The 16,158-nt window shown below is 52.7% G+C and carries 14 protein-coding genes and 4 pseudogenes; 12 read left to right on the forward strand and 6 right to left on the reverse strand.

The genetic code is table 11. The features are described 5' to 3' along the window. Positions 1 to 210: 210 nt before the first annotated feature. The 4 genes and pseudogenes from HALO_RS08105 to tnpB all read right to left on the reverse strand — a co-directional run bounded on the left by HALO_RS08105 (position 211) and on the right by tnpB (position 3,514). Positions 211 to 780, reverse strand: coding sequence for a hypothetical protein (locus tag HALO_RS08105; protein ID WP_035584299.1), 570 nt, complete (start codon positions 778 to 780; stop codon positions 211 to 213). Positions 781 to 972: 192 nt separating this feature from the next. Then, positions 973 to 1,362: a hypothetical protein gene (locus tag HALO_RS08110; protein WP_152561160.1), complete on the reverse strand. Its 390-nt coding sequence runs from the start codon at positions 1,360 to 1,362 to the stop codon at positions 973 to 975. Between the two features lie 150 nt (positions 1,363 to 1,512). Next, a pseudogene (gene tnpC / locus HALO_RS08115) lies at positions 1,513 to 3,111 on the reverse strand (IS66 family transposase). 46 nt (positions 3,112 to 3,157) lie between these two features. Continuing rightward, positions 3,158 to 3,514, reverse strand: coding sequence for an IS66 family insertion sequence element accessory protein TnpB (tnpB, locus tag HALO_RS08120; protein ID WP_035584294.1), 357 nt, complete (start codon positions 3,512 to 3,514; stop codon positions 3,158 to 3,160). Between the two features lie 311 nt (positions 3,515 to 3,825). Between tnpB and HALO_RS08130 the strand changes: the two genes are divergently transcribed. From HALO_RS08130 to HALO_RS08150, 6 genes and pseudogenes are all read left to right on the forward strand, one after another. Further along, positions 3,826 to 3,978, forward strand: a complete 153-nt coding sequence (locus HALO_RS08130) for a hypothetical protein (protein ID WP_157693164.1) — start codon at positions 3,826 to 3,828, stop codon at positions 3,976 to 3,978. Positions 3,979 to 4,013: 35 nt separating this feature from the next. Beyond that, the gene (locus HALO_RS23320; RefSeq protein WP_197671987.1) at positions 4,014 to 4,250 is read left to right on the forward strand and encodes a hypothetical protein; all 237 of its coding nucleotides are present in this window, start codon (positions 4,014 to 4,016) and stop codon (positions 4,248 to 4,250) included. A gap of 33 nt (positions 4,251 to 4,283) precedes the next feature. After that, positions 4,284 to 4,793 (forward strand): annotated as a pseudogene (locus HALO_RS23325) (IS3 family transposase). A 67-nt stretch (positions 4,794 to 4,860) separates the two neighbouring features. Further along, positions 4,861 to 5,079 (forward strand): annotated as a pseudogene (locus HALO_RS08140) (integrase core domain-containing protein); the annotation flags it as partial. 147 nt (positions 5,080 to 5,226) lie between these two features. After that, positions 5,227 to 6,438 (forward strand): hypothetical protein, encoded by a 1,212-nt coding sequence (locus HALO_RS08145; protein WP_035584285.1) that lies wholly within the window; start codon positions 5,227 to 5,229, stop codon positions 6,436 to 6,438. A 1-nt stretch (position 6,439) separates the two neighbouring features. Beyond that, complete coding sequence (locus HALO_RS08150; RefSeq protein WP_035584282.1) at positions 6,440 to 6,640, forward strand: hypothetical protein; 201 nt, start codon at positions 6,440 to 6,442, stop codon at positions 6,638 to 6,640. A gap of 285 nt (positions 6,641 to 6,925) precedes the next feature. On the opposite strand, the pseudogene HALO_RS08155 reads toward HALO_RS08150, so the two are convergent. Together HALO_RS08155 and HALO_RS08160 are read right to left on the reverse strand one after the other, a co-directional pair. Next, positions 6,926 to 7,342, reverse strand: a pseudogene (locus HALO_RS08155) (ATP-binding domain-containing protein); the annotation flags it as partial. A gap of 82 nt (positions 7,343 to 7,424) precedes the next feature. Then, positions 7,425 to 8,315 (reverse strand): LysR family transcriptional regulator, encoded by an 891-nt coding sequence (locus tag HALO_RS08160; RefSeq protein WP_035584276.1) that lies wholly within the window; start codon positions 8,313 to 8,315, stop codon positions 7,425 to 7,427. Positions 8,316 to 8,458: 143 nt separating this feature from the next. On the opposite strand from HALO_RS08160, the gene HALO_RS08165 reads away from it, so the two are divergent. From HALO_RS08165 to HALO_RS08190, 6 genes are all read left to right on the forward strand, one after another. After that, the gene (locus HALO_RS08165; protein ID WP_035584273.1) at positions 8,459 to 9,325 is read left to right on the forward strand and encodes an SDR family NAD(P)-dependent oxidoreductase; all 867 of its coding nucleotides are present in this window, start codon (positions 8,459 to 8,461) and stop codon (positions 9,323 to 9,325) included. Next, entirely contained in the window at positions 9,322 to 10,167 is an 846-nt protein-coding gene (locus HALO_RS08170) for an SMP-30/gluconolactonase/LRE family protein (RefSeq protein WP_035584270.1), read from the forward strand. The genes HALO_RS08165 and HALO_RS08170 overlap by 4 nt, the downstream gene beginning before the upstream one ends. A 142-nt stretch (positions 10,168 to 10,309) precedes the next feature. Continuing rightward, positions 10,310 to 11,359, forward strand: coding sequence for a DUF2235 domain-containing protein (locus tag HALO_RS08175; protein ID WP_050714143.1), 1,050 nt, complete (start codon positions 10,310 to 10,312; stop codon positions 11,357 to 11,359). Positions 11,360 to 11,567: 208 nt separating this feature from the next. Next, positions 11,568 to 11,888: a DUF427 domain-containing protein gene (locus HALO_RS08180; RefSeq protein WP_050713298.1), complete on the forward strand. Its 321-nt coding sequence runs from the start codon at positions 11,568 to 11,570 to the stop codon at positions 11,886 to 11,888. Positions 11,889 to 12,154: 266 nt separating this feature from the next. Then, positions 12,155 to 14,293 (forward strand): ATP-dependent nuclease, encoded by a 2,139-nt coding sequence (locus HALO_RS08185; RefSeq protein WP_050713299.1) that lies wholly within the window; start codon positions 12,155 to 12,157, stop codon positions 14,291 to 14,293. Next, positions 14,293 to 16,074, forward strand: a complete 1,782-nt coding sequence (locus HALO_RS08190; protein WP_035584258.1) for a UvrD-helicase domain-containing protein — start codon at positions 14,293 to 14,295, stop codon at positions 16,072 to 16,074. Before HALO_RS08185 ends, HALO_RS08190 begins: the two co-directional genes overlap by 1 nt. Positions 16,075 to 16,158 lie beyond the last annotated feature (84 nt).

Consider the following 16,158-nt stretch of genomic DNA (forward strand, 5'->3'; position numbering starts at 1 on the left):
GATTGCTTGATAAAGATCAGAAAACCTCTTCAAATTCGTAACAAAAATTCAAAGTTGATAACTCTATGAACTCTGCCGGCATCGACACCTGCGCCTTACTTACAATGCTAGGATTGATTGCTGCGGTTTGGGCAGTCGTACCAAGCACGGGAGGGATGACACGCCTTCCCCTGGCCAGGGAAGGGGGCTGAAAAGAATTCGCTACAGTGCCTAGGCTGGCCCCGATACGATCAGGAGTCGGCCATGGCTACCAACCAACCGCGATAACGCCTGGGCAGCCTGGCTGGCGCCACGCGCACGAAACAGCTGGCGCACTACCGCTGGTATGAAACGCCATGCGCCCATCAATCCCTTGGGAAGGGAGCCTTTCACCCACTCCTCAGCCATCACATCGGGATCGACCCTGATCTCTGTGATCGATAGATGCTGGTTTGTGCCAGTCCTCACCAAGCTACGGTAATACGCATCAGGCTCAAGAACAGAGGCGGCGCTAAGTTGATTCCACGGCTGGTGATAGAGGACGTTAGCTGAAGGGCTATCGCTCCACGAACCCAGGGTCTCGACTGGCCCTTCCCATTTAAGCCCCAGGACAACGCCATAGCCTCCAAAAATCTGCTGTTGCCCAGCTTGAGGCAATCGCTCGCCGTCAGCATCGAGCAACAGCATATTCAAACAGGCATCGGCACACAGCACGTCATGCGAGAACGGCTCGAATACACCACTAGACAGTATGTGATGCGCCGCTTGCGGCGAGGTAACGTGATGAAGGTAATTGGCCAAGTTGGGTTCCTCTTGTCAGTAAAGGGGTGAAATGAAGCTTCATCCCGGCAGGCTGGAGCATTAACGAGCCGGGATGGAGTGATGCAAACGATCGGGGAGCTTGTCCCCGTCTTCTAGCGTGCCAGCAGGTAATGCTTCGAGCACGCACTCGCCCATAAGTCGACGCCTAAAGCCAAAGTAGGGGGGGGGCTGTCACATGCTCAGCCATTCTGGCTGGCTCACTACCGGCAGCAGGGCGTGTCGTGTGTCCATATCGGCTTGATCCATGGTGGTGGGCACTGGCTCGCCAACCTCCAGGGCAATCGCGTACACGAGGCGATCCCAAAGTGCTCTGATCACACCATCCCCAATCGCGGCAAACGCAACGGGAAAAGTCAGTCTCGGCAGCTCGGCATAAATATCTTGAATCGATTTCGAGTCATCTACGGCAACACCGAGCAACCAGGCATTGGCGCTCGTAAGCTGCTGCAAAATCGAGTAGTGGGTATAGAGACGATTCAGCCCCCTGACTCGGCATATATGAAGACTCACATGCCTGGCCAGGCGGGTTGCCTCATTCCGAACCCGCAAATGTTGATGCATCGTTCATACCTCACAGCAGCGCGATGGCTTCAGCTCTCGTCACACTGAGCCTGAAGTAGGACGGCAATTTCTCGCTCGACTGACGCGACCACTGGCTGCAACGTCTCATCAACGTAAGCGCGCCATAAACCCCATCTATGCAGGCTTTGCTTAGACCGGTAATGTCTCTTTCCACTGCCAGGGCAACAGCGTGTTCAGTTCGTCATCGTTGTTGAGGGTGGGCAGTGTCTCGAAGACGTGCTGCAAGTACTCGTAGGGTGAGAGGCCATTGGCTTTGGCGGTTTCGATCAGGCTGTAGATCGCCGCGCTGGCCTGTGCACCGCTGGGGGTGTGGCTGAATAACCAGTTTTTGCGGCCAACGACGAACGGGCGGATGGCGTTCTCTGCTGGGTTATTGTCCAGCGGGATCAGGCCATCGTCCAGGAACCGGGTCAGGCGGGGCCACTGATGATCCAAGTAGTGCAGCGCTTTCCCCAGTGCGCTTTTGGGCAGCACCTGGGCCAGTGACTTGTCGAGCTAGGTGCGAAGTTGATCGATTAATGGGCGGCTCTTCTGGTCACGCAGTGCGTGACGCGCGTCGGGCTCAAGCGCCTTGGCCTGTTTTTCCACGCCATACAGCTTACGGATCTGGTTCAGCGCCCAGTCCGCCTTGCCGGTCTTGCCTTTGGGCTGCACCTTCTGGGCCTCGACGAACTTACGCCGGGCATGCGCCCAGCAGCCCGCATGGGTGATCCCATTGCGGCGCACAACCTCGGCGTAGCCTTCATAGCCATCGGTGATTAAGCGACCCGCATAGTCGCCCAACAGATCAACGGGCACCCGTCCGGCGCGGCTGGCGGCGTAGTCGAAAAGAACGACTTGTTGGCCCGGCGGCCCACCGCGCTGCACCCACATGTAAGACGTGGCACTCGCTTGACGATCCGCTTCTTGATTCACCTGGAGCGTTGTCTCGTCCATGTGGATCAGCGGTGCGCTGAGCAGGTGATGACGTAACGTCTCGATCAATGGGGTGATGCGTTCACCGGCCTGCACCATCCAGCGGGCCAGGGTATTGCGGGGGCTCTCGGCACCATGGCGGGCGAAGAGTTGGCTTTGTCGATATAGCGGCAAGGCATCCTGGTACTTGGCGGTCGCCACATACGCCAACAGCGTGGCGCTGGCATTGCTTTTGGGGAGTAGCTTAGCGGGTGCCGCGGCGATCTTAACGCCCTCTTCGCAGGTTCGGCACGCATACTTGCGCCGGACATGACGGATGACCTCGACCCGTGCGGGCACCACGTGAAGTTCCTCGCTAACCGCTTCACCCATGACCGTTAGCGCGGTGCCATCGTCCTGACAGTGGCGAGCTTCTTCGGGGAGTTCATGCACCACCTCAACCCGTGGAAGTTCGGGCGGCAACGCCACCCGGCCACCCCGGGTTCGGCGTGTCGTCGGCGTGGCGGGCTCGACCGTGGTGTCATCCACGACATCGTTATCTGTCGCCTCGGTGGCGCCGTCTTCCTCGTCAACCGCCACTTCGGCTTCGTTGATCAGCAAGTCTTTCTGATCCACCTGATACTTCTCAGTGGAAGGGCCGAACTGGCGCTCCAGGGCCAACCGGAACTGTTCAAACAGCGATTGCTTGGTGGCTTCCCACTGGGCTTCCTTTTTCTCCATCAACGCCACTAGCCGCGCATTTTCAGCGTCAGCAGCGGCCAGCTTGCGCTCAAGCTGGGTGATCGTTGGCGAGGAGGAATCGGCGTTTTTCATACCGCCTAGTTTACCAAAAACGCCGCTAAAACAAGAGCAAAAAAAGCTAACCAACCTGCTGAAAATACAACGCTTTGTGGGGTTGCATCGCCTTCAGATTCACACCATCCAGCAGCCAGTTAAGTTCCTGGCCCGTCAGCGTCACCGTGTCGCCTTCCAGGTGTGTTGGCCACTTAAAGCGTTCGCGTTCCAGCCGCTTGTACCACACCACAAAACCGTTACGCTCCCAAAACAGCAGCTTCACCTTATCGCGTTGGCGGTTACCGAACACAAAGAGCGCCTGCTCAAACGGATTCAAGTCCATGGCCTCCTGAACCAGCAGGGCCAACCCATCGATTTGTTTTCGCATATCCACAGGCTCGCGGCACAGGTACACCGTCAGATCGGTACCGGGGCGGATCATGTCACCMCCTCCACCGACAAAAATCGCGCGGGGCGGCAACGTGGTGGCACCGGTAACCCTTGCACGCTTAACCGCCTTTCCCACGTCAGCAGGTCGGTGAGGGTTAACGCCTGTGAGTCGGCGTAATCACTTAACGGCATGTTCCGCATTGAGGCAACGTAAAGATGCCCTAACCAAAAGGCCTGGGTCGGGTTGAGTTCACAGTGCATGAGGATCTCCAAACCAAAGAGATCGTCAGTGTGATCAGCACTGATTAGCTTGCCTAGATGGGGTTAATGGCTCGCTTACGGATCGAAGAGGACCAACGCAACATGGAGACCGGGTTCCGAGTCCGGCCCAAGGCTATCCGCGAGCAGTACGAGTCCGATCTGCGGGAAACCAAGGAGGCGCTGGGCGAGGCTAACCTGCAGATCTATGCATTAAAAAAGTTCAAACGCCTGCTCGACGAGGACGAGAACTCATAAGGTCGTTGCAGGCGGAACTGGCCCAGGAGGGCCACGTGGTATCACTCGTCAAGCTATGTCAGTGGCTGGGGCTCCCCCGGCGGACGCTGTACTATCGTCTCAAACCGCGTCGCCGGGTGATCAATACCGATCTCGCCGCTCGGGTAAAGCTGGCTCTGGAGCGATTCCCCACCTATGGTTATCGTCGTCTGGCGTGTGTGCTGGGTGAGAACCGCAAACCGATCCAGCGCATCCTGCAGTTGAAGAACTGGCAGGTACGCAAGCGACCGTAGGGCTTCCGGCCGCGTGCCCGGAGTCTGCCCTCAGTGACCACACGACTGGATGAGCGCTGGGCCACCGACCTGACGCACGTTTGGTGCGGCGAGGACCGACGGGCCAGCTTGGCGATGATCATCGATTGCTGCACGCGAGAAATTCTCGGTTGGCGACTATCGGACAATGGCAGCAGCAAGACCGCCGAGGCCGCGCTGGAAGAGGCTCTGGTGTATCGATTCGGCGCGCTGGGTCGTTTTCATCAACCTCTGGCACTGAGGTCGGTTAATGGCCTCGTATTCAGCAGTCGGCATTACACGGCGACAGTGAAGGCCTATGGGCTCACCCAGGAGTTCACGACGCCATATACACCGGAGCAGAACGGGCTTGTCGAGCGCTTCTTCCGATCATTGAAGGAGGAGTGCATCTGGTAGCATCGATTTGAGTCGTTGGGCCAAGCTAGAGCGGTTCTCGGGCGCTGGATGCGGTACTACAACGAAGAACGGCCACATCAGTCACTAGGCTATGTGGCGCCCCGAGCACACCCTGCAATAGCTGCGTAGGGTGTGCAAAAACCAGGGGGGCATTACAAATCTTCCCATCCCACTCACCCGCATAACCTCCCTCGTCATCGAATCGTTCAATGGGCGCTTTCGAGATGAATGTCTGGATGAGCATTGGTTCACCAGCCTTCATCACGCCAAGGTTGTCATCGAAGCATGGCGGCGGGAGTACAACAAAGAAAGACCGAAAAAGCGTCTTGGAGGGCTGACGCCTTCAGCCTATGCCGAGCAACTGGTGGTAAAACACGATAAAGTTACTTCTGACTCTAAACTCGGCTACTACTGAAGATGGCTTGACGTCGCTCCTGTTTCTACCGGGTTGCCCAAAGTGCTGCGGTTATTCTATGAATCCAGGTGATAAAGATTTGAAACCGCTTTGTAAAGTACTTTTATCTCATTGTCCTGATACGTCAACGAACATGGAATTTGATCTATGACCCCACTTAAGCGACTTGAGAAATGGCTTTACAGAAAGGCCGAAGGAAAGCCCATGCTGCAATGGTTTGTTGATGGCGAATTTCTGTTTGACTACACAAGCCCTCCTTTGAAGATAGTGGAGCTTGGCCTTACGTTGTTTCTCGGCGTGGTTATCACGTTCTGGTGGCGCCTGCCTCCCGAAGTACCGGTTGGCCTTTATCTATCGGTGCTGATGATAACACTGCTATTGGTTGGGGGTATCAACTACTTCCAACATGTGATCGGTTCTGAAAAGCAGGGTACTTTGAACGATCTGATCAAGTCGGTCAGTCGCAATCAGGACGATCTGACCAAACTCCTAGCCACCATGCCGCCACCGCATGCGATGGAGACCTTTATTCTCTCGTACAGCAAAACGCTGGACTTGAAGCGCAATCTGGGCTCCTACATACCCGAAGATGCCGAAGGGCTTGAGCAAAGGTTGAAGGATCTGAAAACCGGTGTCTTGATGTGCCTTCATGGTTTGGCCCGACTATACGTTCAGTACGAGCATAAACCCCGCTCTACCACCTGTTATGCCCACTGGCTGGAATACAGGGGAATGGCCGACCTCAATGCGGATGATACGCTGAAGCAGGCCGTGCGGGACAAGATCCAGTTCGTGGAGAACAAGGACGATCCCCTGTATGGGTTAGCGGGTGTTCTTCATGTCGATCCCGAGATGACAGTTCAGGTAGGCCGTACAGAAGCCAAACCAAAAGCTGATGAGAACGTCACGGAGATGTATCTCCCTTTCCCCGAGGAACGGGAAAGTGACACAGCCTCCACTAAGACGCGGTTTCTCCCTGTCGCCCCGCTGGCATTCCATCTAGGGCAAGTGGACTACAACAACGTCAGCCAGCAGATTACGAAGGACAGCCTCCAGAAGGAGTGGAATATCAGTTCCGAGGTCATGGATGAGGTGCTTGAGTTTTTTGGCAAGAGTGGTTCGGTCGGCAGTGTCGTCGGCTATAAGCTGAGCCTCAACATTGAAGGCGATACTGAACATCTAGGTGTTCTGGTTGTCTCGTCAAAAAGTGAGGACTCGAAGGATGGAAAAGCTGCAATTGATGCCTACTTGAATCTTTGCCGACCATTGATTGAACTGCAAAAAGAGTTTATATCTGATATCATAATAGTCAGGGCTATGTTATCAGAGCCCAAAGCCACCACCCAGTTGGAGGTGTGAAATGGAAAAGTTAACTACTGCAGAACGAATCAAAAAGCTTCGCATGGGCAACCCCGAGAGCGCAGCCAAGATCGCTGAACGCTACTACGAGGAGTCTCAGGCTCAGATGAACGGTGAGTTCGTAAACCTGCGCGACAACGATCATTACGTCGCCAGGCCAGATGGCTCCCTGGAGAAGGTGGCCGAGGCTGCTACATTCTGACACCGCTACGAATCCCCAGAACCCGTCATCAAGCTTTTTCAGTGCATCAAATAAGTCTTTGGCTATCGCAAAATCCGCTGTCGTAGCCTAGCCAAAACACCTACTGTTCGCACTTACTAACAGCGTTTCCAACCTGCTGATCGGAACCTCATTCGCTACCGTTACTCGCCAGAGCGCGTCCTGACACTTTATTGTAAACGCGTGAGGTCGAAACCAACATATGTGAACTCAAATTGGCTGTTGGCCGAAAACCGTCACTACGAGCACTGGTAATGTCGGATTTKATTACAACCTTCTCAACCCACTCACTCTCATAACCTCCCTCGTCACCGCATCATTCAATATCCCGCGTTTGGCTTCGATCAGCCTGAGCCATTCGCGGGCGCGGGTGATGCCAGTGTAGACCAGCTCGCGGGTGAGAATGGGGTTAGGCGTGGGTGGTAGCAGCGAGGCGGTGTGCAGGAATTCCGAGCCCTGGGACTTGTGTACCGTCATCGCGAAGACGGTTTCTACCGCGTGCAGGCGGGAAGGCAGCACCCAGTCGATGGGTTTTTCCGGGTCGCTGGTGGGGAAGGCGACGCGCAGTAATGATTTACCCGGCGTGCGCAGGTTCGGCACCGCGAGGGTAATGCTAATGTCGCCGTTCATCAGCTTCAGGCCGCAGTCATTTTGCGTCACCAGTACCTGGCGGCCTTCATACCAGCTTATTCAATGCGGTGTCGTCATTGACTACCTGGATGGCGTTAGCTCCAACCAGCTAATGCCTTGCCAGGTTAAGGTGCTGTCATTCAGTCGAACGAATAAAGGCCTCAACGGGGGGAGATAAATGACGGTAACCCAACACAAGATCGAATTGAGCTTCAGAACCCGGTAACGAACGATAGCTGATTCGGTCTCCCTGAAAGCCACGCATGCTTTCGGGAACAATAGATACGCCGCCTCCGACTGCTATCAACGACAGCACGGCATGCATTCCGTGTGCCTCTTGCGTCACCCTGGGTACAAAGCCTGCATTAGCGCAAAGGCGGATAACCTGCAGGTGAAAGCCGCGCCCCTCCACCATTGGCCATAGAATGAAAGGTTCGTCAGAGAGGTCGGCAAGCGTTAATGTTGGCCGCCTACAGAGAGGATGATCTTTCGGGATGGCCATGCATAATCGATCACTATCGAAGCGTGTCTGCTCGATATCTTCAGCATTCACAAGCGGTGGGATCAAAACACCCACGTCCAGTGTTCCGTCGCGCAACGCGCCAATCTGTGCAGCAGTCGTTGCCTCACGTAGCTCAAGACGAACCTCAGGATGGCTTGTCCGAAATTCACGAATGACATCAGGTAGTCGCCCATAAAGCGAACTTCCCACATAGCCTAGGCGCACTAAACCTGCTCTGCCTGCCGCGACATCTCGTGTTGCGGTAATGGCTTGTTCTGCTCGTCGAAGCGTTTCGTATGCTTCATCAAGGAATCTCTTTCCCGCAGGGGTTAAGCCAAGAACACGGTTGCCACGCTCAATCAGGGTGACATTGATATCGCCCTCCAGCTTGCGGATCGCGCTGGTAAGAGGGGGCTGCGACATATTCAATCGCGCTGCAGCACGGTGAAAGTGTAATTCTTCCGCCACAGCCACAAATTGCTCCATTGCACGCAAGGTGATATGAGCTTTGGTGTCTGACGTCATGCTGTAACTCCGAATATGCCATTAGTAATTCAATGCTCTTATGATATTAAAAATATATCAAATCACCATATTATTAGTATTTTATGTATTGTATTGCCCGTTTCATACTTTCACTAGTGTTCTCAGAAAGAACGGAGTGTGAAATGGTGAATTTTAAAGGGCAGGTGGTACTTATCACTGGATCAGGTCGCGGGCTTGGTTTTTCGTATGCTCAATGCGTTGCACGACTTGGTGCAACAGTTCTGATCCAGGATAACGGTGCCGGTTCTGATGGTAATGGAGCGGATCCACAGGTTGCGGAGCTTGCAGCAGAGCAACTTCGGTTGGAAGGTCTGGATGCAAGAGCAGTATCAGCAGATATTGGAACGCGTGAAGGCTGCCATGCACTAGTACGCAGTGCTCTGACAATCAACGGACGGTTGGATGCTCTGATTCATAATGCAGGGTGGGTAGCCTATGAAAACATTGACGCTATAGAGGAACGCGCCTTTGACCAAATGATGGCCATCGCCGCGAAGGCACCTCTTTGGCTCGCACAGGCAGCTTGGCCTGCGATGAAAGCAGCGGGCTATGGCCGCATCGTCATGATCACTTCTTGTCGAGCGCTCTACCCACAGTATGTTCAGAACGGGCTCGCTTCCTACGCGGCTGCCAAGATGGCGGTGGTGGGAATCATGAATGTGCTTGCTGCTGAAGGCAAAAAGGATGGGATTATCGTCAATGCGGTTTCGCCCGTTGCCAAGACACGCATGTGGGGAATAGAGGGTGAACCAGATGAACTGCGTCCTACCGATGTCGCGCCAGGCGTGGCGTATCTTGCATCTTCGCAATGCGCCGAAAGTGGTTGGATACTGCGTGCCGCGAACGGGCAGTTTCATGCCACCAAGGCAATGGAATCCGAGGGAGTGGACTATCCGCGTGATCTGCGTGCAGTACGTGTCTCAACAGCGGATGAGATGGCTGCGAACTGGCCGCTGATCGCTATTCCTAGCGTGGAGCCTCGCTCATGAACGAGGTGACAGTGGCATTCTCAAGTCAAGCAGTGCTGGGAGAGTCACCTATTTGGAGCGGATCCACTGCTCGGCTTCTATGGGTAGATACCCTGGGGGCTTCGCTCAATATATTCGACCCAATAACGGGCCATAATGTAGTACATGCGATGCCCAGCCCGTTAGGCTTTGTCGCTGAGACATCGGCTGGCCGGTGGATCATTGGCACCGGTTGTCATGTTGAGCTAGTCAGCAGGTCAGGTGATAGGCAGCGAATAGCGACCGCGCCGCATGCCCAAGAAGGGTGCCGGCTCAATGATGCTAGCCTCGACCCTTCAGGCCGCCTGTGGGTGGGCTTGATGAATGAAGAGCTAAAAGAAGGCTCGGGCTATCTTTACCGACTTGATCCTGATAGCGCGTGGCACACTGTCGATTCGGGATTCACGCTCATTAATGGAATTGACTGGAGCCATGATAGGAGCACGCTCTATGTGACAGACTCCCGGCAAGGTGTCATCTACGCCTATGATCACGACCCCTTATCCGGTGAGGTTAAAAACCGACGATCCCTCATCCTTATCAGCCCCAATAAAGGCAAGCCTGATGGGCTGACGGTAGATAGGGAAGGATTCCTGCTCAGTGTTCTTTTTGATGGCGCTGCTATCGCCCGGATATCTCCAGAGGGATATATCGCTAGTACGATTGCGCTCCCTGTTCCACGCCCTACGAGCTGTGCCTTTGATGCTACGGGCCAACACCTCTTCGTTACCTCGGCACGACTTGGTTTGTCCAGAAGCGAGATAGAAAGAGCGCCTGCATCGGGGGCGCTGCTTCGAATTGACTATAAACAGGTGACGGCATGAAGTTACGACTAACCTTCATTAAATAATGTTGAGGTCGCAGGTACGTATTGCCCAAGAGAGCATTGCGCATCGTCTGCCTCTCATATACAGCGGTCATGAGCACTGTTCAAAAGCGTGCATTATCGTGGGGGGGGGGGGCACCATGACGAAACAAAAACTGATTCTGCTATTCGATGGGACGTGGAACGACCCTGAAGACCAAACCAATGTTTATCGTATTACCCGGTTGATCCATGATGACGATGACGGTATCAGGCAGAGGTTCTATTACAACCCCGGCGTAGGGACATCTAAGTTTCAGCGCTTTACCGGCGGAGCCTTCGGTCACGGGCTGAGCACAAACCTACAGGAAGGCTATGACTGGCTGGCAAGGCGTTACAGTGAAGGCGATGAGATCTGGATATTCGGGTTCAGCCGTGGTGCCTACACCGCCAGAAGCCTGGTGGGGATGATTCGTAAATGCGGGCTAGTGCATGTCGTCACGCCAGGGTTGCTCGATAAGGCCGAAAGTATTTATCGAAACCGCGATTTGCACCCCGATTCTGAGGTGTGCACAGGGTTCAAGGAGAGCTTCAGCCTCCAGCCCAGGATTCATTTCATTGGTGTGTGGGATACCGTTGGCGCGCTGGGCGTGCCCGGAACCAACCTGTTCAAAAGCAAATACGATTGGCACGATACCGAGCTTTCCAGCATTGTCGATCATGCCTATCAAGCGGTCGCGCTGGACGAACACAGAGCGACTTACAACGTATCGCTCTGGACAAGCAAGGATGGCAAGCAGAAAACGGGCAATCGCGACGTAGAGCAGTGCTGGTTTATCGGCGCCCACGCCAATGTAGGCGGCGGCTATGGTGCTGACGACACACTGGCCGATATATCGCTGAGCTGGATGTTAGCCAAGGCGCAAAAGGCAGGCCTAAAAGTGGCACCCTACGAAGTTGCTGAGGATGCCTGGAAGACAGCACCCAAAGACTCGTTTTCTGATTTCCTGAGGGGGTTCTACGCCAGATACAAACGCCTTGGAAACACCTCTGACGGCCGTTTTTACCGACAATATGCGGAAGTGATGCCAGGGCAGTGTGCGGTGAATATTTCAGTCGATGAGAGTGTTTGGAAGCGCTGGGCCGATACAACGTGTGAGTACCGGCCGCGTACTTTGACCGATGTCCCCCTTTTCCCACCGGAGGAGTAGGCCGAGCGGGCACTTTTGACTCGCAGGCTACGAGCTGGCGCTATGCCGCATTCACCCAGGCGCCATAAGCAGTCGCATGAAAGTGATGGCTGACCTAGATCACGAAGTGGCCACTATCGACTAAAAACTAAGTATTCAAAGTAGGTTTAACCTAAGTTAACTGCTAGTCTCGAAGCATTAGAGCGAAAAACGCCGCAGGGATAATATGATGCAGAATGCCCGCATAACGCTTCACCCAAGCAAGCAGCGCATGCAGGTGCAGGTTGATAGCATTCTGATAGCCGACTCCACCAATACGCTCGAACTCCGCGAACACGGCTACTCGCCACGCCATTACTTTCCACGTGAAGACGTGCGGATGGATTTACTCACCGTTTCAGAGACCATCACTTATTGCCCCTTTAAAGGGCATACGGTGTATTTTTCGCTGGGTGAAAGTCGGGATATTGCTTGGAGTTATGAGGAGCCGATTGAAGGTATGAAAGCTTTAGCAGATAGGGTTGCATTTTCTGAGGAAGTTAGCGAATGACGCTTTTCGACCCAAAGCTGACGTTCGCATATGCAAATAATACGTCACAGGCAGGGTGCTTGAACGTCTACCTACTGCGTTCATAACCAAGCAGGTGGCTCAATATAATTGCACCGCAAGTTCTACCTAGAACAAATCCTACTGACGGCTGCTGCAACTCATCAAAAACTCCATTTGATGATTTATAAGGGAATATCGATACCGTTAAGTTACGCTGGTTTCCGTATAAAAAATTTATTCAAGGGAATGGGAGCATCCAGAAAACCATGCATATTTCAAAGCTGAAATTGGTCAACTATCGAAATTTTAAGAACACCACGTTGTATTTTAAGCGAGGTGTCAACACGATTATTGGCGAAAATGGTTCTGGTAAATCAAATATCCTCCGCGCTATACGTCTCCTACTGGATGACCACATGGTGCGAGCTGCCCATCGCCTGGATGAGTCAGATTTCTGTCGTTCACTAAGTCGGTGGCAAGGCCACTGGATTATCATTAGTGTGGAATTCGAGGAGATCAGCTCTGACGAAGCTGTGCAGGCGCTATTTCTACAGACCACCGCCATTCTAGAGGATGGCCCGATCGCAAAGGCGACCTATAACCTTATCTTTCGTCCTAAAAAGGAGATCCGCCTTAAGCTGGCCTCGCTTGGAGACTTCGACAATGATGAGCTAGCGGACATTCGAGACGCGATCACAATCGATGACTACGAGACAATATTCACAGGTAGAAGCAGCGCTGACTTTACTGACCAGTCGGTATACGAATCTATCGTGGGTGATTTCGATATGTGCTGTTTCAGCCCGGAGACTGAATTTCCGGAGATCGGGTCGAAAGTGCCGGGTTTTCTCTCAGTTACAAAAGAGGTTTCGCTGACTTTTGTCCAGGCCTTGCGAGATGTTGTTGCGGAGTTCCATAACAACCGAACGAACCCACTGTTTACGCTTCTTAAGAGCAAGAGCGGCGAAATAGATCCAGGAGCAATGCAGCCCATCTCTGAGATGGTTCGCAACTTGAACACCTCCATTGAAAGCCTTGAGGATGTGCAGTCGGTTCGCCAGCACATCCGTGAGACGATAAAAGATGCTGCCGGTGAGACCTACTCCCCGGCTTCGCTTTCAATCAAGTCCGACCTGCCAGACGAAGCGGAAAAACTTTTTCAATCCTTACGCCTGTTTGTGGGCGAGTCCGATGATGGCTATGAGGGTACGATTCATGAACTGAGCTTGGGTGGGGCAAATCTGATTTACCTGACGCTGAAGCTTCTTGAGTTTAAATATCAGCGCGAAAAGCTCGCTATTGCCAACTTCCTCTTAATCGAAGAACCAGAAGCTCATATCCACAACCATATTCAGAAGACCTTGTTCGATCGCATTTCTTATAACGATGCGCAGATCATCTACACTACACATTCGACCCAGATCTCCGAGGTTAGTAATGTAAGCAACGTTAATATCTTGGGTCGTCAAGGCTCTTTCTGCGAAGCCTACCAACCGGCAACAGGGCTTGATCCATCTCAAGTCGTGAGCATTCAACGCTACCTTGACGCGGTGCGTAGCAACCTACTTTTCGCTAAGAGCGTATTGCTGGTAGAAGGTGATGCCGAGGAGATACTCGTCCCAGTCCTCGTTAAGAAAGTCTTGGGACTAAGCGTCGATGAATTAGGCATCAGTGTCATCAATATTCGTAGTACAGGCTTCAAAAATGTTGCTGTATTATTTCATGACATGCGTATCCGCAAGCGCTGCGCCATAGTCACTGACCTTGACACGACATTCTTCAATGTAGAGCCAAAGTCTACTGATACTGCCGCCTTCGCAGCGAGGAAACTTAAGGCGATCGGCTCGCAGAAAGCCGGTGCTGATCGCAAAACCAATCTCGATACCTTTGTAACCGGAAMCCCCTGGGTCAATGCCTTCTACGCGACGCACACGTTTGAAGTTGATTTCGTCGCGGCTAATAACCAAGAGGCAATCGTTAAAACTGCCCATAAGGTGTATAAGTCGCCAGCAACTATCGAACTAGTACTTGAGCAGCTCCGTTCAGGCAAGCTGCAACAAGTAGGCTTACGGACGCTTCTGATGGCCGAGCAAGAAGGAAAAGGCTGGTTTGCGATCCTGCTCGCCGGTGAGCTCGATCATCAAGTTGTGATACCTGATTATATCAGGAAAGCAATTTTGTTCGCGCATGGTCACTTCTCCCGTCCGCTTATTGCTAGGATTCTTCAGTATCGGGTCGACTGCCAATTCCGTGCTGATCCTTCAGCGAATACGCGTTTAGCCATCTTCGAAGATGAAATCGACCGCTTTCTTCAGGGAGAAATCACACTGCCAGAAATTAGAGCAGCATTCGCCTTAGCGGTACCCTACGATGCTATCAATCCATTCTTAGCGGAGATGACCTGATGTTTGTTTGGGAAGAGAACGAACTTGACTCGGAACAAACAGCCGCAGTGAAAGAGTCATCGAGCGTCTTCCTAGTAGCGTGTCCCGGCAGTGGAAAGACGCGCACACTCACGTATAAAATTGCTTATGAACTTTCCCGCCAAGCGGACAAACGGTTCGTCGTTGCGATCACTTATACGCATCGCGCAGCCGACGAGATACAAGAGCGTATTGAAGAAATGGGTGTCGATACGTCTGGTCTGTGGATCGGAACTATCCATTCCTTTTGCCTTGAGTGGGTTATCAAACCCTACGGTATCTACCACCCTGAGCTTGCGCATGGGTACCGTGTCCTTGGTAAGCATGATCGCGAACTCATGCTTGACCGGCTATGCGCCTCTTATTCGGGAGTGACTCATTGGGACTGCGACTACTACTTCACTGTATCTGGATACCATCTTGGATGTGTTGATACTAGAAAGCATGGGGCACTAAACAAGATCCTAAGTGAGTATTTCCACGAGCTTTCAGACACGCGGCAGATAGATTTCGAACTCATCCTTTGGTATGCGCATTCGCTTATGCGTGATCAGAAACATATCGCGCCGCTGCTCTCCCAAGTATTTTCACATATCTTCGTGGACGAATACCAAGATACGAAGCAGATTCAATACAGCCTTCTAACAACTATTCTACGCGAAGGCGAGGGGCGAACGAAGACTTTCATTGTCGGCGATCCGAACCAGGAAATTTTCGGTTCACTCGGAGGTTATGCGATTTCAGCGGCCGACTTCCGAGCGCAGGCGGGAATCCCGATCAAGGAAATGGCTCTCAGTCGAAATTATCGCTCGAGCGAAAGAATCATCAGTCATTTTTCAAACTTCAACGTGCATGCCACTAGCATTCAAGGCGTGGGGATAAACGCAACGTTTCCAAGTATAGTTTCTTACAATCAGCACATAGCTCATACTGACCTACATGACGAGTTGGTTAGGCTGATCCAAGTGAGTCTCTCCGCAGGKCACGCACCCGCGGAGATATGCGTAGTCGCTCCGTGGTGGGTATTGCTTGCGTCAACTACGCGCAAATTGGTGGCAATGTTGCCTGATCAACAGTTCGACGGCCCGGGCCTAGTCCCTTTTAGCAATGACCTGGACAATTTCTGGTTCAAACTATCGAAAATTCTGCTTACTGAGTCTTCGCCAAACATGCTTGTGCGTCGCATGCGTTGGGCTAAAGTTATAATCAACGACCTCGACGATTTTGGCTTCAACACGTCTAGTCTGACACAGCGTTTGTTATTGAGAGAGTGTAATGCACTCTCGATTGTCGAGACGGATGGACTTAACTACCTTGATCAAGCCTTTACCCAACTGTTTGAGCGGCTCGACATAGATTTAGATAGCTTTCCTCCTCTGGTGGAACACCGTGAGGCATTCTTTCGTAGTTCATATTCACGGATTGAAAGGCTTCGTAGGGATGGGGCTAGTTATATAAATGATATATCTTTCTTCAGGAAAGTATTTCGCGAAAGAACCGGCATCACTGTTTCGACCATACACGGGGTCAAGGGTGCTGAGTTCGACGTCGTCATCGCTTTTGGTCTTCTTGAGGGTATGGTTCCGCATTTCAATGAAGTTGCTGGCCAAGTTGCCGCCCAGAAACTGCTTTATGTTATAGGCTCCCGCGCACGTAAGCATCTTCACCTCATATCAGAAGCAGGTCGCCCACGAGGGCGCTACGCGCACTATGTAGCTACTGAGGCCCTAGACTCATGCGCATTCAGCTATAACAAGTGTTGATAGGATAGAAAGGAGTTCTAAATAGGTTAGATCTGCTAAGGGTTATGCAGTAAATTAAAAATTATTCTTAGTAACAAAAAAATA

It is taken from the genome of Halomonas sp. R57-5, assembly GCF_900070345.1.
Taxonomy (GTDB): domain Bacteria; phylum Pseudomonadota; class Gammaproteobacteria; order Pseudomonadales; family Halomonadaceae; genus Vreelandella; species Vreelandella ventosae_B.